Genomic DNA, 21,429 nt, shown 5'->3' on the forward strand with positions numbered 1-21,429 from the left:
GTAGAATGATCTCCATCGACACCCCAACCGATGGAGACGACAGTGACCCGCACCCTCACCCTGCCCCAGATGGCAGACCTGATCCGAGAGCAAGCCGTGGAAGCCACGGCTGAGAAGCTCGGCATGTCGCCTCCGGACGTCGCCTGCGCCCTGCGCGCTCGGAACGAGCAAGTCCTGAACACGTTCTGCGAGTTCGTCACCGCCGGCTCGAAAGCTGCCGAGCGTCTGCACGACCTCGGTCTCCTGGCCATCGCTTAAGGAGCCGCCATGCCGACCCTCAAATCCTTCGCCCGGATCTTTCCAGGCACGCAGCGTACCGATGAAGCACGTGTGATCGTGACGGCCGCCGGCTACGCATGGTCCGTGTCCGGCGAGCTCACCACGCCCGGCTTCGGCCAGACCCCTCGTTTCGCAGCCGCGAGCATCCGCGCGGTCAACGACGACGGCAGCGAGAACGGTGAGCTGCTGGACTACCTCGATTCGAACTTCGTTCAGCACCTCGAACTGCAGGCCGCCGAGTCGCTGGCCGAAGAGCGCGCAGAAGCCCGCGCCTTTATCCGCCAGTCGCACGCCGAGCAGGACCTGTGCGACCGGATCGATGCCGCCCGGAGCGTCGCATGAGCACCGACACCGACAACATCGCCTACGGCACACAGGCCGAGCGCGCATATCTCGATGGGCTGGCGAAGAAGCCGGAAGCCGCTCGCCTGCTGCGCAACTACATCGCCGCATCGGCCAAGCGTGTCGTCTGGAACTCGATCGACAAGGCCGAAGTTCTTGGCCACGCGTACCAGCTGCTGAGCGCCATCGAAGGCCGAGACCGCCTCGCCGCGTAACCCTACCCGCCCGCGCGACGCGGGCCAGGAGACCTCCATGACCACCCAGACCATCGAAGTGCAGGGCTTCATCCTCGGACAAAAGAACTCGTGGAGCGACAAGATCGACTACACGTGGTCGACCGTCGAAATGATCGAACACGGCTACATGACGATCGGTCGCCACACGCTGACGTTCGATCTGCCGGACGGCTTTGACGTCATCACCGAGCAGATCCGGATGCTCGAGCGCCAGCGCGACAAGATCCGCGCGCAACTGGCGAAGCGCATCAAGGAAATCAACGAGCAGATCCAGTCGCTGCAGGCCATCGAGTACACGCCGGCCGAGTCCGTCGCGAGCCCGCTCTGATGGATCGCGCCCGCATCGACCGCAACAACCGCGCGCTGGCCGTGGCCTTCTGGCTTGCCGTCGGTTACGCCACGGTGATGGCCGCGAAGGAGCTGCTGGCGTGATCTACGACCCTCGCTCAAACGCACTGCTGGCGGTCGCGAAGTGCTCGAGCGGCAAGCAATGGGCCGGTGCCATCGGCTTCGGCCTGGCCGCCGGCATCGTGTGGTGGCTCACCGTCGCGCTCGCTGCAGGAGGCTGACATGGACGACGGCGGCATCCAGTACTGGCAGTCCCTCGGCCAGCAAGAAGAGGCAGAGGCAGCTCCCACCCAATCCAACCAGGAGACCAATCATGGCATTCACGAAAGCAGTGCGGAAGAAGGCGAAGCTTCGCCTGGCACTGACCGGCCCCTCGGGCTCGGGTAAGACGCTCGGCGCGCTGATGATCGCGCGTGGCCTGGGCGGACGCGTCGCATGCATCGACACCGAGAACGGTAGCGCGTCGCTCTACAGCCACGTCGCCGACTTCGATGTGATGGAACTCGCACCGCCGTTCACCCCGGAGCGCTACATCGCCGCCATCCGCGAAGCCGAGAAAGCAGGATATGACGTGCTGATCGTCGACTCCACCACACACGAGTGGAGCGGTTCCGGCGGCATCTTGGAGCTGGTCGATCAGGTCGCATCGGCAAAGTTCCGCGGCAACTCGTGGAGCGCCTGGAACGAGCTGACGCCCCGCCACCGCGCTTTCATCGACGCCATGCTGCAGTCCCGCATGCACATCATCGCGACAGGCCGCAGCAAGACCGAGACCGCGCAGGTGGAAGAGAACGGCCGCAAGAAGGTGGCGAAGCTCGGGATGAAGACCGAGCAGCGCGACGGCTTCGAATACGAGTTCACCGTGGTCCTCGACATCGTGCACGACGGTCACTACGCCAATGCATCCAAGGACCGAACGGGCCTGTTCCGCGGCGACGCCAAGCCTATCAGCGAGGAAACAGGGAAGGTGCTCGTTGAGTGGCTGGAAAGCGGTGTCGAGCTGCCGGAGCCGTCCGCAGATGCCGCGCTGCCCCAGGACACCGTCGACCTCGATGACGCACTCCTGACGTTGCGTGAGTGCGCCAACCTGGACGAATTGAAGACCGTCTTCGGCACGCTCTGGCCCAAGGCTACTGCAGTCCAGCGCAACGACATCAAAGCGTCCTACGACAAGCGCAAGGCCGAACTCGAACCCCACGCCGAAGCGGCGTAACCCTTCCCCTCAAGTCAGCGGATTAGAACCATGATCATCACCATCGACATCGAGACCATCCCCGCGCAGCACCCCGCCGTGCGCGCAGCCATTGCCAAGGACATCACGCCGCCCGGCAACTATAAGAGCGCGGAGACCATCGCCAAGTGGGAAGCCGAAAGCAAGCCGGCTGCCGTCGAAGAAGCCTGGCGCAAGACGTCGTTCGATGGCGCCCTCGGCCACCTGGCTGTGATCAGCGTCGCGTTCGACGATTACCCGCCCGCCACGTTCCATGCGTCGGAGCCGACCGTCGACGCCGTGGTGGCGCAAGAGAGGACCGTGCTGCAGGCGTTCTTCAAGTACCTGAACGAGAACTACGATCCGAGCCGCAATCGTCCGCCGTGCTTCGTCGGGCACTACGTGACTGAGTTCGATCTGCGCTTCATCTTCCAGCGCGCGGTGGTCTTCGGCGAGCGCCCGCCAGCGTTCATTCCCTTCCACGCGAAGCCGTGGGATGAGACCGTGTTCGACACGATGACGCGCTGGGCCGGCGCGCGCGGCACGGTGAAGCTGGACAAGCTGTGCCAGGTCTTCGGCTTCTCAGGCAAGGGCGACATCGACGGCTCCAAGGTCTGGGACTACGTCAAGGCCGGCCGTCTGCCCGAGGTGGTTGAGTACTGCGCCGACGACGTCGCGCGCGCTCGCTCCGTCTACAAGCGGCTCACGTTCCAAGCAGCCTAAACGCCCCCTTTGGCCGGCGCGTTCCCGGCCCTTCCCTCCCACCACCGGAGCCCAGCATGCTCGAACTCGAAAACCAACTCACCAAGATCCTGCACATCAACACGCGCAACGAGAAGCACGGCGACGACAACGTGCTGGGCGTGGACCTGAAGCTCCAGGCGCGCGTATCGAACGACCTGCTCGCGCAGTTCTCGCCCACGCTGAAGGCCTCGTTCTATCACAAGGAAGAGTCGGTGCAGGGCAGCCTGGTGACCGATGCCGGCTACCTGCCGAACCTGAAGAATCCGGCGCTGGGCACGGTGAAGTGGGACGGCAACTGGGAGCACCAGAAGCTGACCATCCTGAGCGGCGTGCGCGCTGAGGATGACATCGAACTCGACGACGCCAAGGTCAACAAGCTGTCGTTCGACTTCCAAGAGGGCGGCACCGTCTTCATCAACTTCCGCGTGCAGGCACACCCCGACGAGACGACCACCGCGCGCATTCTCCAGCTGCTCGGCCAAGAGGTGCACATGAGCCTCTCCTACGACGAGCCCGAAGAGCTGAAGGAAGCGGCGTAACCATGAACTGGCCCCTACGCACCCCGGTCCGCGCGGCCGACCGACTGAACGGCGACGTCGTCGATCTCGCGCGCGACTCGTCCGACCTGAAGCGCCAGAACGCCGAGCTGCGTCAGCAGCTGGCCGAGACGCGATCGCTGCTCGACGTGGCGCGCGAACGCAACCTGGTGCTGAGCACTCGCATGCAGCAGATCGAGCGCCTGGCGCACTCGCTGAAGGCCGGCGCGGCCAAGAACCCGATGCAGGCGCTCTCGCGCTGGGTGAAGCACGGCCCGGAGTCGGAGCTGCTGGCAACGCTCACAACGAACAACAAGGACAAGGCATGATCCGCCGCGAGTACAAGACATTCGGTTTCTGCTGCGGCCTCGGCGGCGGCGCCAAGGGTTTCAAGAAGGCCGCTTCGCAGGTCGGCAACATGGTCGCCACCTGGAAGTGCATCGGCGGCATCGATGTCGACCCGGCAGCTGCCCGCGACTTCGAGAAGCTAGTGGGCGTGCCGTGCACGGTGATGGACCTTTTCACGCGCGAGATGTTCACCGCCTTCCACGGCAAAGAGCCGCCGGCGGGCTGGCGTGAGGCGACGCCGAATGACATCAAGCGCGCAGCGGGACACGAGCGCCCGAACTGCGTGTTCATCTCGTCGCCGTGCAAAGGCGCGTCCGGCCTGCTGTCGGAAGCGCTGAGCCGCACGCCGAAGTACCAGGCGCTCAACGAGCTGACGCTGCGCTGCGTCTGGCTGATGTGCGAGGCATGGAAGGATGATCCGGTCGAGCTGATCGTGTTCGAGAACGTGCCGCGGCTGGCGACGCGTGGCCGGCATCTGCTCGACCAGATCAACCAGATCCTGCGCCACTACGGCTATGCCGTGAACGAGACCACGCACGACTGTGGCCAGTTGGCCGGTCTGGCGCAGAGCCGCAAGCGGTTCTTGCTGGTCGCGCGGCACATGGAGAAGGTCCCGGCATTCCTGTACGAGCCCCCGCTGAAGCGCCTGCAGGGTGTCGGTACGGTGCTCGGCCGCATGCCGATGCCTGGCGCGCAGCCTGGTGGCCCGATGCATCGCGTTCCGTCGCTGCAGTGGAAGACCTGGGTGCGATTGGCATTCGTGGAGGCCGGTAGCGACTGGCGCAGTCTGAACAAGCTGGAGGTGCAAGACGGCCACCTGCGCGACTACCTGATCATGCCGGAGCGCCGCAACGGCGCGCTGGGTGTGCTTGGCTGGCAAGAGCACGCCGGCGCGGTGGCGGGCGAATCGCTGCCCAGCAATGGGACGTTCTCGATCGCGGATCCGCGCGGCCCGGCGAACGCTGCGCAATACCAGCAGTACGGCGTGCTGCGCTGGGCAGAAGCATCCGGCGCCATCACTGCCGGCACGAACCCTGGCCAGGGCACGTTCAGCGTCGCCGATCCTCGCCACGCAGGCCCGGCCAAGCACAACAACGAGTTCCGCATCGTGCCGTGGGCTGACGCTGCCGGCGCGGTCACCAGCGCGCACGGCACCGGCCAGTGCGTGCAGGATCCGCGCGCGTCGACGGGCTTCGAAGGCAAGGGCAAGTACCGGATCACAGGCTTCGACGAGCCGGCCGGCACGGTCATCGCGCGCAGCGACACCGGCCAGGGCGCATATGCCGTGGCCGACCCGCGCCCAGGCATGCGCCGCGAGTCGGGCGACCACTACCTGACCGGCGGGCACTACGGCGTTGTGGCGTGGGAACAGCCGAGCGGTGCAGTGTCAGCAGCTGCCGGCCACGACAACGGCCGCTGGTCGGTGGCGGATCCGCGCATCCCCGCGGTGAACGACAAGCTGGTGGCGATCATCCGCGCGCTGGATGGCACGTGGCACCGCCCGTTCACCACGCTGGAGCTCGCTGCGCTGCAGTCGCTGATCGAGCCCGAGGAATATCTCGAGTTGGATGGTCTGAGCGATCAGGCCTGGCGCGAGCGCATCGGCAACGCCGTGCCGCCGGACGCCGCGCAGGCGATCGCCGAGGTGATGGGCACCACTCTGCTGCTGGCAGAGACGGGCGAGACGTTCATGCTGTCGGCCACGCCGGTGTGGGTGCGCTCGGTGGCTGTGGCGCTGTCGGTGTCGCAGCAATCGGAGGTTGTATGAAGATGCATGCCGCATTCGGTTCAATCAAGATCTCCCCAGACCTCCTGACCATCCGGCATAGGGGCACTCAGTTCCGAAGCCGCCTCACATTCTCGGTTTGCCACCGCCAGCAAATTCCCAGCATCATGTGCCGCATTTGCCCAATGCTCAATGCGGTCAACCCGGCCGCTCGGACTCTGCGCAAGCGCGTGCGCGGAACGGTCGAAGAGCCACGCGTTTCGCCCCATGTCTCGCTCGACATATCGCAACAGAGCCCCCGCCCGTGCAATCCTGTGAGCGCAGCGATTTGGAAGCGCAACCAGGGCTGCGAGATCGCTGTGGGTGAGATCAATATGGGCCAACTGGATGTGTTCTTTGATGACGTCGTAGGTATTGCTGTACTTGTCCTTGGGATCGTCATAGAAGTCCAGAAGTGCAGTCGCGAAGGAAATCTCTCGAATAGCAACCGAGATGCTCACACTGGCACGCGCAGCAACCAGATTGGCCTGATCGGCCGCTGCTCGGCGCCTCCGCTTCCCATCAAGAAGGGATATAGCGAGGGCTGTGAACACAGCGCCAATAGTGCCCAATGCCGTGAGGATGTCCCAAGCATCCTTCTCCGGCTTGAAAGTGAACTTCCATGCGGTGGCAATAGCGATGCCGCCAAAGAGGCCACCCAGAAGGCAGCCGATGATCACACGGCTATCGTCACGCAGGTTCACGATCACCCCTCCATTTTTTGGAGGGCATCGTAGCATGACGGTAACCCGCCCCGTCCTCCGGTATCACGGCAGCAAGTTCCGCCTGGCGCCGTGGGTGATGAGCTTCTTCCCGGCGCACAGTTGCTATGTTGAGCCGTACGGTGGTGGCGCCGGCATCCTGCTGCAGAAAGAGCGCGTGCCGGCCGAGTGCTACAACGATCTCGACGGCTTAGTGGTGAATGTGTTCCGCGTGCTACGCGACCAGGACAAGGCGCTCGAGCTGCAGCGACGGGTGTCGCTTACACCTTTCTCGCGCGAGGAATTCGACTGGTCCTATGAGCCGGCCGTCGACGACATCGACAGCGCGCACAAGTTGATCGTCCGCTCGTTCTTCGGCCACGGCTCCGACAGCGCCACGCGCGGGTGCCGCACCGGTTTTCGGTCGAAACTAACCGACGGCCGCGGCCTGCCGTCGGCAGAGTGGATGCGCTGGCCCGATGCCATCCCGACCTTCACGCGGCGCCTGCAGGGAGTACTGCTGGAGAACCGAGACGCGATCGAGGTGGTCGCCCGCATGGACAACCCTGGCACGCTGATCTACGCGGACCCGCCCTATGCGCACACCACCAGGTCGGCAATCCAGGGCAGATCGGCGAAGACGCACGGGTACCGGCACGAAATGACCGACGACGACCATCGCCGACTGGCCGCAGTACTCCGCCGCTCGAGCGCGATGGTAGTGCTGTCCGGCTACCCCAGCAGCCTCTACGACGACGAGTTGTTTCCCGACTGGGAGCGCCACGAGCGCCGGCATATGGCCGACGGCGGCCGCGCGCGCACCGAAGTGGTCTGGCTCAACCCGGCATGCTCGTCCGCGATCGAGCGGCAGCGTGCGCAGATGGAATTGATCGCATGACGCGCGCTACTCATTCAAGGCCGCTTGTCTTCACCAGGTGCGGGCGGAAGGTACGAGAGCATCTCCGTCAGGAACGCTTCCTCGACATCATCGTACTCAGGCGTGCCACGCACGCAGTCCTCTGGGTTCTTCAACCCCTTCGCCTTGCGGATCGCGCGAACGGAGTCTTCGAAGTTGCGGGCCTCTTCCCGAAGGGGATGGTCGTAGGGGAGTTCATGGAGCGGCTTGGAAGTCATGCATCCGTTGACGGCCGCATTCCCGAATACTTGAGATGTAGTAAGCGCCATTTATCCCGAATTATTCAAAATCGATAATTAGCAACCACATGCGTATCTGCCAATGAAGTGAGTATGGAAGCAGCAGCGCGCTCTATTATCGAAACAACCCGGCAGGACTGGGAGAAGCGGATGGAATCACTGACCCTAAGCAAAGAAGAGATCATCGAGGCCACCGGCTACCGGCGCGCCGCCGAGCAGCTGGAGGCGCTCAACAAGGCCGGTATCCCGGCGGACCGCCGTCCCGATGGCAGCGTGCGCGTCTGGCGCCACCACATCATGGGTGTCGGCAGCCAGCCGGCGCAGAAGCAACAACGCCGCCGCGGCCCCGAACTCGCGTCGGATAGGAAGGCAGCATGATCGGTCGCCGGAAAAAGGCCTCGCCGCTTCCCTCGCGCGTCTATGAGAAGCACGGATCTTGGTGGTTCGTGGACATCAAGCGGAAGTGGCACAAACTGTGCCGTGTCGAGGAGGGGCTAACCAAGCTCTACACGGAGCTGGCGCGGTTCAGCCGGGAGGCCGATGCCAAGCCGACGAACAACATGCCGGCGCTCATCGATGAATGGCTGGTGCAGAAACTGCCGAAATATGCTCTGGGCACGCGCGAGGAATATCGGCGCATGGCCACCTTCCTCAAGGCCGAATTCGACCGAGAGTGGATGCCTGAGGACGTGAAGCCGCGGCATGTGGCGCGATTCCTCGATAAGCACTTTTCCACCAAGCCGAACGCCAGCAACAGTACCGCGCCCTGCTCTCGGTGATCTTCACCTATGCCGTGCGCAAGGGGCTGTGCGATCGAAACCCGGTTCGGGAGGTGGCCGGAGCCAGCGAAGGCAAGCGGGATCGCTATATCACGGACGCCGAGCTGGACGCTGTCCGGGCCGCGGCGCAGATTGGCAAGGACGGGAAGTCGACGCCATCCGGCCTGGCCATCATGGCGCTGATCGACCTGGCATATCAAACGGCCCAGCGCATCGGGGATTTGCTCGAGCTGAAGTGGTCAGACGTGAGCGACGAAGGCATCCTATTCCACCCGGCCAAGACGGTGAATAGCAGCGGCGTGCGGATGCTCGTAGAGATGACTCCCGAGTTACAAGCCACGCTGAACATGGCCAAGGGCGGCAAGGTGAAGGCGATCGGCCCCGTGATCAGCACCCAGACGGGCGGCAAATTCACCTATAGCGGCGCCCAGACGGCCTGGAAGCGAGCATGCCAGCGGGCGCTGGAGAGCTATGAGGCTAGCTGCAAGAATGTGGGGAAAGAGCCTGATGCATTACACCTGACGGGTATGCATTTCCATGACCTGCGGGCCAAGGCACTAACTGACAAGGGAAGAACGGAGGGTGCCGCAGCGGCCCAAGCACTCGGTGGGCACACTACGGCTGAGATGACGGCGCACTACACGAAGGCTCGGACACTAGAGCGAGTCACGCCGGTATCGAGAACTCGAATGAACTAGGGCTCAACGACCTGCCTTCCAGGCTACACGTTCCATCTTTATAGGAATGGCTCGCAGGATCTCGTTGATGATCTGGTGGTACTGAACATCTTTATGGAGGTACTGCTCCATCATTTCGATCACTGCCCCCTTCTTCCCGTCTTCAGTTTGCATCAACAATGGAACTATGGCGAAGCGATCACCCTTTTTTCGCTTCTCGGCCATTGCATGGTCAACCTCCGTCGCCAACCAATCTTTATCTTGGAAATGCGGAGTCACGAAAAACACTGCAGCACATGAAGACACCATACCCTCTTTGATTGCGCGCTCGAGATTCGCTCCGGCGGGCATCATGTCCTCATCAAGCCAGGGGTCTAGTCCAATCTCCCTAAGCGTCTTCGCTACGTCCCGGACGATCCCCTTGTCGATAGACTTATGGCTAAGAAAGATCCGCTTCGGACGATCCTGCTCAACTTCTGCCACGTATCTCTCCTTTTCTGCTTCGAACAAGATTGCAGCAGCCTCTTGAACCACACGGACCGCCCGTCCATCGCCTTGCACTGAAAACTCGATGCCCGGCAAAGCGATGACCTTAGGTACGATGAATGAGATTTGCTGCATGACCCGCAGGAAATCCTCGGGCAGTTCCCCTACTCCGAGCAGCGTAGCAGCGTCATCTACCACACCCAGACACGCATCGGCTAGGCCGATCTCTGCCAGCGGACCGGCAATATGCGTCGGAATATGACGTGATGAACCGCCCGAAACGACGAGGAGAGAACCTTGATCACCAAAACAAAAGATCAGATCCCGTTTATGGAGGGGAATGTAGCCTCGCGCTATATCCGGGTGACCACCCAGCATTTGATCCAGATGGCGTTCGATTTCGGCGAGGGTGTCCGAGTAGGGACGAAAGACAACGGTACCAAAGACTTTCGCGTGCGTGTAGTCGGTCCAAGACATCGAGTACCCCTGCTATATGCAGTACATAACAGATCGCCGCAAACCAACCCATACGTCAGCCAACCGGACGGCCGGGATGGCTCGTTGGCAGCCAAGTTAGACAACGCTGCTCAAGTTAGACAAAAGGCCTAGCGAGTAAAACCCGCTAGGCCTTCTTAATACTGGTCGGGGCGAGAGGATTTGAACCTCCGACCACCTGCACCCCATGCAGGTACGCTACCAGGCTGCGCTACGCCCCGAAAGAAAAAGATTATAGCAGAAGCAATTCTCAGCTGGCTAGACCTTAATGCACTTTTTATTCGTGCCGCGCGATCTGCCTGAGTTGCGCGAGCAGGTGCTGGACTTCCACCAGCTCATTGCGCAGGTTGTTGATGTCGAGCGAGAAGACCGGTGCCTCGTCGGCCGGCACCGCTGCGACCACTTCCTGCTCGTCTTCGGCGGGCGCATGGCTTTGCTGGCGGCCTTCGTCGAGGCGATTGCGCGCGCCGTTGATGGTGAAGCCCTGCTCGTACAGCAGATCGCGGATGCGACGGATCAGCAGGACTTCGTGATGCTGGTAGTAGCGCCGGTTGCCGCGCCGCTTGACGGGCTTGAGCTGCGTGAACTCCTGCTCCCAATAGCGCAGCACATGCGGCTTGACAGCGCAAAGCTCGCTGACTTCGCCGATGGTGAAGTAGCGCTTGGCGGGAATCGGCGGCAACGAAATGCGTTCGCTGGGTCTTTCCGACATACGGTGAATGGGCGGGCTTCAGGCCGTGCCGGCAGTGGTTGTGGTGTCCGCGCAGGCAGGCACGCGGACGTGCGAGCCGATGCGGATCGGCAGATAGCTGGACAGGATAGCGACTGGCCGTGCTGCTGGCAAACGATCAGCCCGGCACCGCCAGGCCGGCGCGCTCTTCCACCAGGCCCTTGAGCTTCTGGCTGGCGTGGAAGGTCACCACGCGCCGTGCGGTGATGGGAATGATCTCGCCGGTCTTGGGATTGCGCCCGGGGCGTTGCGGCTTGTCTCGCAACTGGAAGTTGCCGAAGCCGGACAGCTTGACGCTGTCGCCATGTTCCAGCGCTTCGCGAATCACGTCGAAGAAGGCCTCGACCATGTCCTTGGATTCGCGCTTGTTGAGACCGACCTGGTCGAACAGCATTTCGGCGAGTTCGGCCTTGGTGAGCGTGGGTACCTCGGCTGCGCGGGCGTCGGAGGCCTCGTCATCGAGAGATGCTGCCTGCCGGTCGCCTGCCTCACCCATTGCTGCGGCCATGAGATGCGCGTGTCGATCGTTCATTGTCATTCAGTGTGCGATCCGCCCGGATGCGGAGGTCCGGGCGCTCCATTGTCATGTCAGCTGGTGGATCAGCCGCGCAGCCGCGCCTGGAATGCGGCGCCTGCGGCTTCGACCATGCAACGCACCGCGCTGTCGACGGTTTCGTCCTGGAGGGTCGCCCCAGTATCTTGCAAGGTCAGGCGGAACGCAAGGCTTTTCTCGTCCGCGCCGATGGCCGCCGAAGCCGCCTTCGGGCGGAATTCGTCGAACAGCACGAGGCTCTGGCAGTAGCGGCCGTAGCCTTGTTTTTCCAGGGCATCGCGCATGGCGTCGAGCAGGTCCTGCACGCGCACGGGCTGCTTCACCACCAGCGCCAGGTCGCGCACGGCGGCCGGGAACTTGGAGATTTCGGTGTAGCCCGGCAGCCCTGCTTCGCGCAGCGCCTGCAGGTCCAGCTCGAACACCACCGGCGCCTGGCTGAGCTCATACTCCTGCAGCCAGCGCGGATGCAGTTCGCCGATCACGCCGGCCACCTTGCCGTCGATCACCACTTGCGCGGCCCGGCCCGGATGCAGCGCGGGATGCGAGACCGGCTCGAAGCGCGCCACGCGCGGATGCAGCAGCGCCTCGACATCGCCCTTGACGTCGAAGAAGTCCACCGGGCGCGTTGCCACGCCCCATTGCTCTTCAGAGGCCGGGCCATAGGCGATGCCACCTGCCACCATCGGCTGACGATAGCCGGCCACGGTCAGTCCGCCGTCCGCCACCGATGCATCGCGATGGAACACGCGGCCCACCTCGAACATGCGCACGCGCGCGGCCTTGCGGTTGAGGTTGTAGCGCACCTTGTCGAGCAGGCCGCCGATCAGCGTCGAGCGCATCACCGCAAGCTGGCTGGCGATCGGGTTGAGCAGGCGGATCGGATTGTCGTTGCTGGCGAAGTCGCGTTCCCACTTCTCTTCGACGAAGGCGAAGTTGATCACTTCCTGGTAGTCGCGCGCGGCGATCGCGTGGCGCACCACGTGGGTGGAGCGGCGCGCCTCGTCGGTCGGGCGCATCTCGCTCTCGGCCACCGGAGGACGTGCCGGGATGCGCTCGAAGCCGTAGATGCGGGCCACTTCCTCGATCAGGTCTTCCTCGATCTCGATGTCGAAGCGGTAGCTCGGCGGCGTCACCACGAACACCTCGCCATCCGCGCCCTGCTCGCGCGTGAAGGAGAGCTGCAGGCGCTGGAACACGTCGGCGATTTCCGCCGGCGACAGTTCGATGCCGAGCACGCGCTCGGCGCGCGCCACGCGCAGATGCACCGGCTTGCGCTGCGGCAGGTTGACGACCTGGTCGTCGACCGGGCCGGCCTGGCCGCCGCAGATGTCGAGGATGAGCGCGCTGATGCGCTCGATGTGCTCGACCGTGGTGGCGTAGTCCACGCCGCGCTCGAAGCGGTGTCCGGCATCGGTCGCGAAATTGAAGCGGCGCGAGCGGCCCTGGATCGCTTCCGGCCACCAGAAGGCGGCTTCGAGGTAGATGTTGGTGGTGTCGAGCGTGACCGCGGTGCTGTCGCCGCCCATGATGCCGGCCAGGCTCTCGATTTCCTTGTCGTCGGCGATCACGCCGACCTGCTCGTCGAGTTCCACGGTATTGCCGTTGAGCAGCTTGAGCTGTTCACCCTTGCGGGCCCAGCGCACGTCCAGCCCGCCGTGGATCTTGTCCAGGTCGAACACGTGCGACGGGCGGCCCAGTTCGAGCATCACGTAGTTGGAGATGTCCACCAGCGCCGAGATGCTGCGCTGGCCGGCGCGCTCGAGGCGCTGGACCATCCATGCCGGCGTGGCCGCGCGTGCGTTCACGCCGCGGATCACGCGGCCGGAGAAACGGCCGCACAGGTCGGGCGCCGACACCTTGACCGGCAGCTTGTCGGCCAGCGTCACTGCGACCGGCTTCATCTCCGGCAGCGTCAGCGCCGCGCCGGTGAGCGCGGCGACTTCGCGCGCCACGCCGTGGATCGACAGGCAGTCCGCCTTGTTGGGCGTGAGCTTGATGACGAAGACCTGGTCATCCAGGTCCAGGTACTGGCGGATGTCCTGGCCGATCTTTGCATCCTCGGGCAGGATCATCAGGCCGCCGTGGTCTTCCGACAGCTTGAGCTCGCGCGCGGAGCACAGCATGCCGAAGCTGTCTACGCCGCGCAGCTTGCCCACCTTGATCTCGAACGGCTTGCCGCCCGCCTCGGACGGCGGCAGCACCGCGCCGACCAGCGCGCACGGCACCAGGATGCCGGGCGCCACGTTGGGCGCGCCGCACACGATCTGCAGCGTCTCGCCGGTGCCGGCATCGACCTGGCAGACATTGAGGCGGTCGGCGTTGGGATGGCGTTCGGTGGAGAGCACGCGGGCCACCACCACCTTGTCGAACGGCGGCGCGACCGGACCGACCTCTTCCACTTCGAGCCCGGCCATGGTCAGGCTGTGCGAGAGCGCATCGGTGGAGATCTTGTCGGGATTGACGAAACTGCGAAGCCAGGATTCCGAGAATTGCATGGCGCTTCTGATCCGGTAAGTATTCTGTTCTGTTGAGTCGGTGACGTAATGCTCGGACGCGTGCGCGGCCTCAGGCGAACTGGCGCAGGAAACGCGCGTCGCCTTCGAAGAACAGGCGCAGGTCGTTGATGCCGTAGCGGAGCATGGTCAGGCGTTCGAGGCCGGAGCCGAAGGCGAAGCCGATGTAGCGCTCGGGGTCCAGCCCCATGTTGCGCAGCACGTTCGGGTGCACCTGGCCCGAGCCGGAGATCTCCAGCCACTTGCCCGCATTTTTCCCCTCCTCGAAGGCCATGTCGATTTCCGCCGACGGCTCCGTGAACGGGAAATACGACGGGCGGAAGCGCACCTGGATGTCATCGCGCTCGAAGAACTTGCGCAGGAAATCTGCGTAGACGCCCTTGAGGTCGGCAAAGCTCACGTCCTCGCCGATCCACAGGCCTTCGACCTGGTTGAACATGGGCGAGTGCGTGGCGTCGCTGTCGACGCGGTAGGTGCGCCCCGGGCAGATCACCTTGATCGGCGGCATGTCGCGGCCCTTGTACTTCTCCACGTGCATGCGCGCATAGCGGACCTGCATCGGGCTGGTGTGGGTGCGCAACAGCAGGAGCTTGTCCTCGCTGTCGCGGCCGTCCACGTAGAAGGTGTCCTGCATCGAACGGGCCGGATGGTTGTCCGGATTGTTCAACGCGGTGAAGTTCATCCAGTCGGTCTCGATCTCGGGGCCGTCGGCCACGTCAAAGCCGACCGAGCCGAAGATCTGCTCGACGCGTTCCCAGGTACGCATCACCGGGTGCAGGCTGCCGCGCGCCACCGCGCGGCCGGGCAGCGTCACGTCGATGGCCTCGGCGGCCAGCCGCGCGTTCATCAGTGCATCGGCCAGCGCCTGGCGGCGCGCGTTCAGCGCGGCTTCGACCCGCTGCTTGGCCTGGTTGATGCGCGCGCCTTCGCTCTTGCGCGTTTCCGGGTCGAGCTTGCCGAGGCTCTTGAGCAACTCGGTAAGCGCGCCGGTCTTGCCGAGAAAGCGGGCTTTCTCGTTTTCCAGCGTGGCGTTGTCGTTGGCGGCGGCGAAGGCGGCCTGGGCGTCGGCGACGATTTGATCCGGATCCAGAGACATGGCGGCGGTCGGCGATAGATTTGGCGTCCGGGTCACGCGGGGCCCGGGCGTGGGGTTGGCACTAAGTGCGATGTAGATGCCGGGCCCCGCGCGGCACCGGGCGGCGCGGAGCTCGTTTCGGATGCCGTCTTGCCCACCGCGCTTCGCAGCCCGGCGTAGCACACGCAAAAACGGCATTCGAAATAAAAACGGGGCTCGGTGAGGAGCCCCGTTTCTTGCAGGTCCGCCGGAAGTCGAGTCCGGTGGAGATGCTGTCGACCTTGCGGTCGGTGCTTGCCCCCGGCCTGCCACGCGGTTAGCGCGGCAGGCCGGAGCCGGCATCAGGCAACGGAGGCTTTCACCTGGTTGACGATGGCGGCAAAGGCAGGCTTGTCATGGATAGCCATGTCCGACAGCACCTTGCGGTCCAGTTCAATCGAGGCCTTCTTCAGACCGTTCATGAACACGCTGTAGGTCATGCCATGCTCGCGCGTAGCAGCATTGATACGCGCAATCCACAGAGCGCGGAACACGCGCTTCTTGTTGCGGCGATCGCGGTACGCGTACTGGCCAGCACGCATGACCGCCTGCTTGGCGATACGGTAGACGTTATTGCGACGGCCGCGGTAACCCTTGGCAGCGTCAATGACTTTCTTGTGGCGGGCCCGTGCAGTGACCCCACGCTTTACTCGAGGCATGAAATGCTCCTTTCGTTTTCGTTAGGGGTTATGCGTAAGGCATCATTGCGCGAACGGACTTCAGGTTCGTCTCATGGACGTCCTGGGTGCCGCGCAGTTGACGCTTATTCTTGGTGGTCTTCTTGGTCAGAATGTGACGCTTGAAGGCCTGGCCACGCTTGAACGAACCATTCGGACGCGCAGTAAAGCGCTTGGAAGCGCTTTTCTTGGTCTTCATCTTCGGCATGAAAAACTCCAGCTCTTTGACATGCATGCAGGTGGCCGGCTAGCGCCGACGCTTGCATAACCCGCATCCACTTATTGTTGCGCGAGGCCGCGAGCGGCCATCTGCGCTGCATTCGCACGCCGCCACGCCCGGCGGAATTCTCCACCGGGCCGCGGCAACGCGCAGAATCTTACTTCTTCTTCTTGGGAGCCAGCACCATCACCATCTGGCGCCCTTCCATCTTCGGCATCTGCTCGACCTGGCCGACTTCTTCCAGATCCGCCTTCAGGCGTTCGAGCACACGCGCGCCGATTTCCTGGTGCGCCATCTCACGGCCGCGGAAACGCAGCGTGATCTTGGTCTTGTCGCCGTCTTCAAGGAAGCGCTTAAGGTTGCGCAGCTTGACGTTGTAGTCGCCATCATCCGTACCCGGCCGGAACTTGACTTCCTTGACCTGGATGATCTTCTGCTTCAACTTGGCGTCGTGCGCGCGCTTGGCTTCCTCGTACTTGAACTTGCCGTAGTCCATGATACGGGCAACCGGAGGCACCGCGGTCGGCGCGATCTCCACCAAGTCCAAGTCCTTATCCTCAGCCAGGCGAAGCGCGTCCATGAACTTGACGATGCCGAGTTGCTCATTATCAACCCCGACCAGGCGCAATTCGGGTGCGCTGATTTCGCGATTGATGCGATGACCTTTGTCTGTAGCGATGTTGCGTTACCTCAAGAAGACAAAAAACAAGCCGTGCTCATCCCATCAGGCTTTGCTGGCAACGTCCTGTTGCAGACGCTCCACAAACGCGGAAACAGGCATCACACCCAGATCCGCATTGCCACGGGCACGCACGGCCACTTGATTGGCATCCCGCTCCTTGTCGCCCACCACTAGCAGGTAGGGAATCTTCTGAAGGGAATGCTCGCGGATTTTATACGTAATTTTCTCGTTACGCAAATCCGCCTTAGCCCTAAATCCTTGTTTTTGCAGAAGTTGCACGACGTTTTCGGCATATTCTGCCTGTGAGTCGGCAATATTCAGCACTACGACCTGATCCGGCGCCAGCCAGGCTGGCAGCGCGCCCGCATGGTTTTCCAGCAGGATGCCCAGGAAGCGCTCGAAGGAGCCCAGGATGGCCCGGTGCAGCATCACGGGACGCTTGCGCGAATTGTCCTCGGAGACGTATTCCGCACCCAGGCGCTCCGGCAGCACCAGGTCGAGCTGCAGCGTACCGCACTGCCACGAGCGGCCGATGGCATCCTTGATGTGGTATTCGACCTTCGGGCCGTAGAAGGCACCCTCGCCCGGCAGTTCTTCCCACTCCACGCCACAGGCGCGCAACGCCAGCCGCAGGCCTTCCTCGGCGTGATCCCACACCTCGTCCGAACCGGCGCGCTGCTCGGGGCGCAGCGACAACTTGACCGCCACGTCCTTGAAGCCGAAGTCGTCGTAGACGGAGAAGGCCAGCTCGTTGAAAGCCTTGGCCTCGGCGACGATCTGCTCTTCGGTGCAGAAGATATGCGCATCATCCTGCACGAAACCGCGCACGCGCATCAGGCCGTGCAGCGCGCCCGAGGGCTCGTTGCGGTGGCAGGCGCCGAACTCGGCCAGGCGCAGCGGCAGGTCGCGGTAGGAGCGCAGGCCGTGGTTGAAGATCTGCACGTGGCCGGGACAGTTCATCGGCTTGATCGCGTAGTCGCGCTTCTCCGACTCCGTGACGAACATGTTCTCCTTGTAGTTCTGCCAGTGGCCCGACTTCTCCCACAGCGAACGGTCCATCACCTGCGGCGTGCGCACTTCCTCATAACCGGCCTGCGTCAGGCGGCCGCGCATGTATTGCTCCACCGCCTGCCACACCTGCCAGCCCTTCGGGTGCCAGAACACCATGCCAGGCGCCTCTTCCTGCAGGTGGAATAGGTCGAGCAGCTTGCCCAGCTTGCGGTGGTCGCGCTTCTCGGCTTCCTCCAGCATGTGCAGGTAGGCTTCCTGGTCTTCCTTCTTGGCCCAGGCCGTGCCGTAGATACGCTGCAGCATCTCGTTCTTGGCGTCGCCGCGCCAGTAGGCGCCGGCCACCTTCATCAGCTTGAAGACCTTGAGCTTGCCCGTGGAAGGCACGTGCGGGCCGCGGCACAGGTCGACGAACTCGCCTTCGCGGTACAGGCCGATTTCCTGGTCCTGCGGAATCGAGGCAATGATCTCGGCCTTGTACTTCTCGCCCATCGACTCGAACAGCTTCACCGCCTCGTCGCGACTCCAGACCTCGCGCGTCACCTTCTCGTCCTTCTTGGCGAGCTCGGCCATCTTCTTCTCGATGGCAACGAGGTCCTCGGGCGTGAAGGGGCGCTTGTAGGCGAAGTCGTAGTAGAAGCCGTTCTCGATCACCGGACCGATCGTCACCTGCGCTTCCGGATACAACTCCTTGACGGCGTAGGCCAGCAAGTGCGCCGTCGAATGGCGGATCACGTCGACGCCGTCGGCGTCCTTGTCAGTCACGATGGCCAGGCCGGCGTCCTGCTCGATCAGGTAGCTCGTGTCGACCATGCGGCCGTCCACCTTGCCGGCCAGGGCCGCCTTGGCCAGGCCGGCGCCAATGCTCTGCGCCACTTCTGCGACCGTCACCGGGCCGGGAAACTCGCGGCGGGAACCATCCGGCAGCGTGATTGCGATCATCTTGCACCTCATCAGGAATCCGCCCGCCGGTCTCGTTGTCTCGGCAAGCGGATGAAAAGCATCTTGTAGCACCGGGCGACCATGCATCGGCACGGGCCAGGCAGCGGGGACTTTCACCCGGTCGGATCCACCGGGGACCGGGCAGCATATCAGGCAGCTAACGAGCGACAGACGAAAAAAAACGCAGCCAAGGCTGCGTTATTCTCAATTCAACCCCGGACGATCCGGGATCAAGGCGCACCTCGACTACTGTCGCTAATTAGCGGTAGTAGTTCGCGATGTCTTCATCATGGCGCCTTCCATTCCTGTGAACGGGTTGAACCGGGTACTGCGATACTGCGTTTGCTGCTGCTTACTGCCAAGCTACTTCTTGCTGCAATGCTTTTGGTAGGCTCGATTGGACTCGAACCAACGACCCCCACCATGTCAAGGTGGTGCTCTAACCAGCTGAGCTACGAGCCTACTGCCACACTACTGCCGCCTTACTTCATTACTTCATTACTTCTTTTTCTGCTGCACGCTAGTGCACTACCAGAATTGCTTACCACTGCGAATTCATTGGTAGGCTCGATTGGACTCGAACCAACGACCCCCACCATGTCAAGGTGGTGCTCTAACCAGCTGAGCTACGAGCCTAGCGAAAGCGCGAGTATAGCATCACTTTCTTTTCGCCTGCAAGACCCCTGCCACGTCTTCTATCAATCCGAGTGCGCGCTGCAACTGCGTCGCCTCCGACACCTCGGCCGTGAACTGCATGCGCGCCACGCCCTTGCTCGACAGCGTCTTCACGCCGGTAACATTGATCTTCTCGCGCGACAGCACTTCGGAGATATCGCGCAGCAGGCCTTGCCGGTCGACTGCCTCCACGTGGATGTCCACCGGATACACCGCATCGCTCTTCTTGCCCCACTCGGTCTGGATCACGCGCTCCGGCGCGCGCGCCGAAAGCTGGCAGAACGTGTGGCAGTTGCGGCGGTGAATGGAGACGCCGCGCCCGCGCGTGACGAAGCCGACGATATCGTCCGGCGGCGCCGGCTTGCAGCACCTGGACATCTGCGTCATCAGCGAGTCCACGCCCACCACCAGCACGCCGCTCTTGGCGCCACGCGCCACGCTGGTGGCGCGGCTCTTCTTGGTGACGGCCTCTTCCTCGCTCAGCGCGGTGACGGGCCCCGCGCCTTCCGGATGGCGCAGGGCCTGCTCCACATGGCGCAGGCTGAATTCTTCCTTGGCGACGGCAGCGAACAGGTCGTCCGGCGTCTTGAAGCCAAGCCGCGTGGCCAGGTCGTCGAGGTTGACCGCGGTCTTGCCTTCGCGCTGCAGCGACTTGTCGATCAGCGCCCGCCCCTGCGAAATGGTCTCCTGCGAGTCGAGCGCGTTGAACCAGGCCCGCACCTTGGCCCGCGCGCGCGGCGCGGCAAGATAGCCGAGCTCGGCGTTGAGCCAGTCGCGCGACGGCCCGCCCTGCTTGACGGCGATGATCTCCACCGTCTGCCCGTTCTTGAGCGGCGTATTGAGCGGCACCATGGTGCCGTCCGCGCGCGCGCCGCGGCAGCGGTGGCCCAGGTCGGTATGCAGGTAGTAGGCAAAGTCCACCGGCGTGGCGCCCTGCGGCAGCGCGACCACGCGCGCCTGCGGCGTCAGCACGTAGATGTGGTCGTCGATGGCGGCGTGCTTGAGCTGCTCCCACGATTCATCGTGCGCCACCGAGTGGTCGGCGTCGTCTTTCCAGGCCAGCAGCTGGCGCAGCCAGGCGATCTTCTCGTCGTAGCGCTCGCTGGCCGAGAACTGGCCGCTATAGCCCTTGGAACCGGCCTCCTTGTAGCGCCAGTGCGCCGCCACGCCGTACTCGGCGAAATGATGCATCTCCTGGGTGCGGATCTGCACCTCGAAGGCGCGCCCGTCGTCGCCGATCACCACCGTGTGCAGCGACTTGTAGCCGTTGGACTTGGGCCGGGAGATATAGTCATCGAACTCGCGCGGGATCGGCTGCCAGATATGGTGCACGATGCCCAGCACGGTGTAGCAATCCTTGATGTCGTCCACGATCACGCGGAAGGCGCGCACGTCGTAGAGGTCGGCAAAGTCGAGTTCCTTGCCGCGCATCTTCTTCCAGATGCTGTAGATATGCTTAGGCCGGCCCGTCACCTCGGCGCGGATGCCGGCCGTCTCGAGCTCGGATTGCAGCCGCGCGATGGCGCTGGCGATATAGCCCTCGCGCTCGATGCGCTTCTCGTCGAGCAGCCTGGCGATGCGCTTGTAGGTATCGGGCTGCTCGAAGCGGAATGCCAGGTCCTCCAGCTCCCACTTCATCTGCCAGATACCGAGCCGGTTGGCCAGCGGCGCGTAGATGTCCAGCGTTTCGCGCGCCACCCCGGGCAGCGGCTGCGCCTTGACCTGCGCCAGCCAGCGCAGCGTCTGCAGGCGCGAGGCCAGCCGCACCAGCACCACGCGGATATCCTGCGCGAAGGCAAGCAGCATCTTGCGCAGCGCTTCCACCTGTTCCTGGCGCGCGGCGATCTCGTCCTTGGTCGTTTCCGGCGCCCCGCTGTGGCCCACCGCGATGGCGCCGATGCGCAGCAGCTGGCGCACGCCCTTGACCAGCCGCGCGACTTCCTCGCCGAAGCGTGGCTCGATTTCCGCCTCGCAGCCAGGCACGAAGGCCGCCACCGCAAACAGGCACGCGGCGGCGCGCGCGGCATCGTCGACGCGCAGGCCGTCGAGCACCTTCAGCATGCCCTCGGCATGCGTCAGCACGGGCTCCCCGGTCGGCAGCAGCGCGGCGCTGCCGCGCTCGCGCACATAGGCCAGCGCCCGCTCCACCAGTCCGGCATCGGGCGTACCGGCAACCTGCCCGGTCAGGTCAGTCGACGTCACCATCTTGCAGCA

Annotated in this window: 26 protein-coding genes and 3 tRNA genes; 14 read left to right on the plus strand and 15 right to left on the minus strand. The window is 63.7% G+C overall.

Annotated features, from left to right (window positions below; all coding sequences use genetic code 11):
• The first annotated feature begins 42 nt into the window (after positions 1–42).
• The 10 genes from AB4Z48_RS18195 (at position 43) to AB4Z48_RS18240 (ending at position 5,811) form a co-directional block, all read left to right on the plus strand.
• Entirely contained in the window at positions 43–258 is a 216-nt protein-coding gene (locus AB4Z48_RS18195; protein ID WP_441616381.1) for a hypothetical protein, read from the plus strand.
• 9 nt (positions 259–267) lie between these two features.
• Complete coding sequence (locus tag AB4Z48_RS18200) at positions 268–621, plus strand: hypothetical protein (RefSeq protein WP_441616383.1); 354 nt, start codon at positions 268–270, stop codon at positions 619–621.
• The gene (locus AB4Z48_RS18205) at positions 618–836 is read left to right on the plus strand and encodes a hypothetical protein (protein WP_441616385.1); all 219 of its coding nucleotides are present in this window, start codon (positions 618–620) and stop codon (positions 834–836) included. The genes AB4Z48_RS18200 and AB4Z48_RS18205 overlap by 4 nt, the downstream gene beginning before the upstream one ends.
• A 37-nt stretch (positions 837–873) precedes the next feature.
• A complete protein-coding gene (locus AB4Z48_RS18210) occupies positions 874–1,185 on the plus strand; it encodes a hypothetical protein (RefSeq protein WP_441616387.1) in 312 nt (103 codons plus the stop codon).
• Between the two features lie 100 nt (positions 1,186–1,285).
• The gene (locus tag AB4Z48_RS18215) at positions 1,286–1,426 is read left to right on the plus strand and encodes a hypothetical protein (protein WP_441616389.1); all 141 of its coding nucleotides are present in this window, start codon (positions 1,286–1,288) and stop codon (positions 1,424–1,426) included.
• Between the two features lie 92 nt (positions 1,427–1,518).
• The gene (locus AB4Z48_RS18220; protein WP_441616391.1) at positions 1,519–2,418 is read left to right on the plus strand and encodes an ATP-binding protein; all 900 of its coding nucleotides are present in this window, start codon (positions 1,519–1,521) and stop codon (positions 2,416–2,418) included.
• Between the two features lie 30 nt (positions 2,419–2,448).
• A complete protein-coding gene (locus tag AB4Z48_RS18225) occupies positions 2,449–3,138 on the plus strand; it encodes a hypothetical protein (RefSeq protein WP_441616393.1) in 690 nt (229 codons plus the stop codon).
• A gap of 56 nt (positions 3,139–3,194) precedes the next feature.
• On the plus strand, positions 3,195–3,698 hold the full coding sequence (locus AB4Z48_RS18230; RefSeq protein ID WP_441616395.1) for a hypothetical protein: 504 nt from the start codon (positions 3,195–3,197) through the stop codon (positions 3,696–3,698).
• A 2-nt stretch (positions 3,699–3,700) separates the two neighbouring features.
• Positions 3,701–4,024: a hypothetical protein gene (locus tag AB4Z48_RS18235; protein WP_441616397.1), complete on the plus strand. Its 324-nt coding sequence runs from the start codon at positions 3,701–3,703 to the stop codon at positions 4,022–4,024.
• A complete protein-coding gene (locus tag AB4Z48_RS18240; RefSeq protein ID WP_441616399.1) occupies positions 4,021–5,811 on the plus strand; it encodes a DNA cytosine methyltransferase in 1,791 nt (596 codons plus the stop codon). Before AB4Z48_RS18235 ends, AB4Z48_RS18240 begins: the two co-directional genes overlap by 4 nt.
• 20 nt (positions 5,812–5,831) lie before the next feature.
• Here AB4Z48_RS18240 and AB4Z48_RS18245 read toward each other — a convergent pair whose 3' ends face one another.
• Positions 5,832–6,512, minus strand: coding sequence for a hypothetical protein (locus AB4Z48_RS18245; RefSeq protein WP_441616401.1), 681 nt, complete (start codon positions 6,510–6,512; stop codon positions 5,832–5,834).
• Between the two features lie 34 nt (positions 6,513–6,546).
• Here AB4Z48_RS18245 and AB4Z48_RS18250 point away from each other — a divergent pair, with 34 nt between their 5' ends.
• A complete protein-coding gene (locus tag AB4Z48_RS18250) occupies positions 6,547–7,407 on the plus strand; it encodes a DNA adenine methylase (RefSeq protein WP_441616403.1) in 861 nt (286 codons plus the stop codon).
• Between the two features lie 14 nt (positions 7,408–7,421).
• On the opposite strand, the gene AB4Z48_RS18255 is transcribed toward AB4Z48_RS18250, so the two are convergent.
• Positions 7,422–7,643: a hypothetical protein gene (locus AB4Z48_RS18255; RefSeq protein WP_441616405.1), complete on the minus strand. Its 222-nt coding sequence runs from the start codon at positions 7,641–7,643 to the stop codon at positions 7,422–7,424.
• A gap of 171 nt (positions 7,644–7,814) precedes the next feature.
• On the opposite strand from AB4Z48_RS18255, the gene AB4Z48_RS18260 reads away from it, so the two are divergent.
• Genes AB4Z48_RS18260 through AB4Z48_RS18270 form a run of 3 tightly spaced genes read left to right on the plus strand, consistent with a single transcriptional unit; the run spans position 7,815 to position 9,141 of the window.
• Positions 7,815–8,042: a DUF4224 domain-containing protein gene (locus AB4Z48_RS18260; protein WP_441616407.1), complete on the plus strand. Its 228-nt coding sequence runs from the start codon at positions 7,815–7,817 to the stop codon at positions 8,040–8,042.
• Positions 8,039–8,443 (plus strand): hypothetical protein, encoded by a 405-nt coding sequence (locus AB4Z48_RS18265; protein ID WP_441616408.1) that lies wholly within the window; start codon positions 8,039–8,041, stop codon positions 8,441–8,443. Before AB4Z48_RS18260 ends, AB4Z48_RS18265 begins: the two co-directional genes overlap by 4 nt.
• A complete protein-coding gene (locus AB4Z48_RS18270) occupies positions 8,440–9,141 on the plus strand; it encodes a tyrosine-type recombinase/integrase (protein ID WP_441616410.1) in 702 nt (233 codons plus the stop codon). Before AB4Z48_RS18265 ends, AB4Z48_RS18270 begins: the two co-directional genes overlap by 4 nt.
• A gap of 3 nt (positions 9,142–9,144) precedes the next feature.
• Here AB4Z48_RS18270 and AB4Z48_RS18275 read toward each other — a convergent pair whose 3' ends face one another.
• The 13 genes from AB4Z48_RS18275 to AB4Z48_RS18335 all read right to left on the minus strand — a co-directional run bounded on the left by AB4Z48_RS18275 (position 9,145) and on the right by AB4Z48_RS18335 (position 21,420).
• Positions 9,145–10,083 (minus strand): toll/interleukin-1 receptor domain-containing protein, encoded by a 939-nt coding sequence (locus AB4Z48_RS18275; RefSeq protein WP_441616412.1) that lies wholly within the window; start codon positions 10,081–10,083, stop codon positions 9,145–9,147.
• Positions 10,084–10,245: 162 nt separating this feature from the next.
• Positions 10,246–10,322, minus strand: a tRNA-Pro gene (locus AB4Z48_RS18280).
• A gap of 56 nt (positions 10,323–10,378) precedes the next feature.
• Positions 10,379–10,813 carry a MerR family transcriptional regulator gene (locus AB4Z48_RS18285; protein ID WP_441616414.1) on the minus strand — a complete coding sequence of 145 codons (435 nt, stop codon included), beginning with the start codon at positions 10,811–10,813 and terminating at the stop codon, positions 10,379–10,381.
• Positions 10,814–10,949: 136 nt separating this feature from the next.
• Positions 10,950–11,363 carry an integration host factor subunit alpha gene (locus AB4Z48_RS18290; RefSeq protein WP_441616416.1) on the minus strand — a complete coding sequence of 138 codons (414 nt, stop codon included), beginning with the start codon at positions 11,361–11,363 and terminating at the stop codon, positions 10,950–10,952.
• A 68-nt stretch (positions 11,364–11,431) separates the two neighbouring features.
• Positions 11,432–13,879, minus strand: coding sequence for a phenylalanine--tRNA ligase subunit beta (gene pheT / locus AB4Z48_RS18295; RefSeq protein WP_441616418.1), 2,448 nt, complete (start codon positions 13,877–13,879; stop codon positions 11,432–11,434).
• 70 nt (positions 13,880–13,949) lie between these two features.
• On the minus strand, positions 13,950–14,993 hold the full coding sequence (pheS, locus tag AB4Z48_RS18300; RefSeq protein ID WP_441616420.1) for a phenylalanine--tRNA ligase subunit alpha: 1,044 nt from the start codon (positions 14,991–14,993) through the stop codon (positions 13,950–13,952).
• Positions 14,994–15,313: 320 nt separating this feature from the next.
• Positions 15,314–15,670: a 50S ribosomal protein L20 gene (gene rplT, locus AB4Z48_RS18305; RefSeq protein ID WP_092595867.1), complete on the minus strand. Its 357-nt coding sequence runs from the start codon at positions 15,668–15,670 to the stop codon at positions 15,314–15,316.
• A gap of 28 nt (positions 15,671–15,698) precedes the next feature.
• Positions 15,699–15,896: a 50S ribosomal protein L35 gene (rpmI, locus tag AB4Z48_RS18310; protein ID WP_006575466.1), complete on the minus strand. Its 198-nt coding sequence runs from the start codon at positions 15,894–15,896 to the stop codon at positions 15,699–15,701.
• 169 nt (positions 15,897–16,065) lie between these two features.
• Positions 16,066–16,587 carry a translation initiation factor IF-3 gene (gene infC, locus AB4Z48_RS18315; RefSeq protein ID WP_081651578.1) on the minus strand — a complete coding sequence of 174 codons (522 nt, stop codon included), beginning with the start codon at positions 16,585–16,587 and terminating at the stop codon, positions 16,066–16,068.
• Positions 16,588–16,632: 45 nt separating this feature from the next.
• Entirely contained in the window at positions 16,633–18,540 is a 1,908-nt protein-coding gene (gene thrS / locus AB4Z48_RS18320; RefSeq protein WP_441616423.1) for a threonine--tRNA ligase, read from the minus strand.
• A 385-nt stretch (positions 18,541–18,925) separates the two neighbouring features.
• Positions 18,926–19,002 (minus strand) — tRNA-Val (locus tag AB4Z48_RS18325).
• A 97-nt stretch (positions 19,003–19,099) separates the two neighbouring features.
• Positions 19,100–19,176 (minus strand) — tRNA-Val (locus AB4Z48_RS18330).
• A 21-nt stretch (positions 19,177–19,197) separates the two neighbouring features.
• Positions 19,198–21,420, minus strand: a complete 2,223-nt coding sequence (locus AB4Z48_RS18335; RefSeq protein ID WP_441616425.1) for a RelA/SpoT family protein — start codon at positions 21,418–21,420, stop codon at positions 19,198–19,200.
• Between the last annotated feature and the right edge of the window lie 9 nt (positions 21,421–21,429).

This window comes from Cupriavidus sp. 2TAF22 (assembly GCF_052115045.1).
Classification (GTDB): Bacteria; Pseudomonadota; Gammaproteobacteria; order Burkholderiales; family Burkholderiaceae; genus Cupriavidus.

Bases quoted from the DNA above. Each gene is read 5' to 3' on its own strand.
- AB4Z48_RS18200 (WP_441616383.1), top strand. From the start codon at position 268: ATGCCGACCCTCAAATCCTTCGCCCGGATCTTTCCAGGCACGCAGCGT.
- AB4Z48_RS18205 (WP_441616385.1), top strand. From the start codon at position 618: ATGAGCACCGACACCGACAACATCGCCTACGGCACACAGGCCGAGCGC.
- AB4Z48_RS18210 (WP_441616387.1), top strand. From the start codon at position 874: ATGACCACCCAGACCATCGAAGTGCAGGGCTTCATCCTCGGACAAAAG.
- AB4Z48_RS18220 (WP_441616391.1), top strand. From the start codon at position 1,519: ATGGCATTCACGAAAGCAGTGCGGAAGAAGGCGAAGCTTCGCCTGGCA.
- AB4Z48_RS18225 (WP_441616393.1), top strand. From the start codon at position 2,449: ATGATCATCACCATCGACATCGAGACCATCCCCGCGCAGCACCCCGCC.
- AB4Z48_RS18230 (WP_441616395.1), top strand. From the start codon at position 3,195: ATGCTCGAACTCGAAAACCAACTCACCAAGATCCTGCACATCAACACG.
- AB4Z48_RS18235 (WP_441616397.1), top strand. From the start codon at position 3,701: ATGAACTGGCCCCTACGCACCCCGGTCCGCGCGGCCGACCGACTGAAC.
- AB4Z48_RS18240 (WP_441616399.1), top strand. From the start codon at position 4,021: ATGATCCGCCGCGAGTACAAGACATTCGGTTTCTGCTGCGGCCTCGGC.
- AB4Z48_RS18250 (WP_441616403.1), top strand. From the start codon at position 6,547: ATGACGGTAACCCGCCCCGTCCTCCGGTATCACGGCAGCAAGTTCCGC.
- AB4Z48_RS18255 (WP_441616405.1), bottom strand. From the start codon at position 7,643: ATGACTTCCAAGCCGCTCCATGAACTCCCCTACGACCATCCCCTTCGG.
- AB4Z48_RS18260 (WP_441616407.1), top strand. From the start codon at position 7,815: ATGGAATCACTGACCCTAAGCAAAGAAGAGATCATCGAGGCCACCGGC.
- AB4Z48_RS18265 (WP_441616408.1), top strand. From the start codon at position 8,039: ATGATCGGTCGCCGGAAAAAGGCCTCGCCGCTTCCCTCGCGCGTCTAT.
- AB4Z48_RS18275 (WP_441616412.1), bottom strand. From the start codon at position 10,083: ATGTCTTGGACCGACTACACGCACGCGAAAGTCTTTGGTACCGTTGTC.
- AB4Z48_RS18285 (WP_441616414.1), bottom strand. From the start codon at position 10,813: ATGTCGGAAAGACCCAGCGAACGCATTTCGTTGCCGCCGATTCCCGCC.
- AB4Z48_RS18290 (WP_441616416.1), bottom strand. From the start codon at position 11,363: ATGAACGATCGACACGCGCATCTCATGGCCGCAGCAATGGGTGAGGCA.
- pheT (WP_441616418.1), bottom strand. From the start codon at position 13,879: ATGCAATTCTCGGAATCCTGGCTTCGCAGTTTCGTCAATCCCGACAAG.
- pheS (WP_441616420.1), bottom strand. From the start codon at position 14,993: ATGTCTCTGGATCCGGATCAAATCGTCGCCGACGCCCAGGCCGCCTTC.
- rplT (WP_092595867.1), bottom strand. From the start codon at position 15,670: ATGCCTCGAGTAAAGCGTGGGGTCACTGCACGGGCCCGCCACAAGAAA.
- rpmI (WP_006575466.1), bottom strand. From the start codon at position 15,896: ATGCCGAAGATGAAGACCAAGAAAAGCGCTTCCAAGCGCTTTACTGCG.
- thrS (WP_441616423.1), bottom strand. From the start codon at position 18,540: ATGATCGCAATCACGCTGCCGGATGGTTCCCGCCGCGAGTTTCCCGGC.
- AB4Z48_RS18335 (WP_441616425.1), bottom strand. From the start codon at position 21,420: ATGGTGACGTCGACTGACCTGACCGGGCAGGTTGCCGGTACGCCCGAT.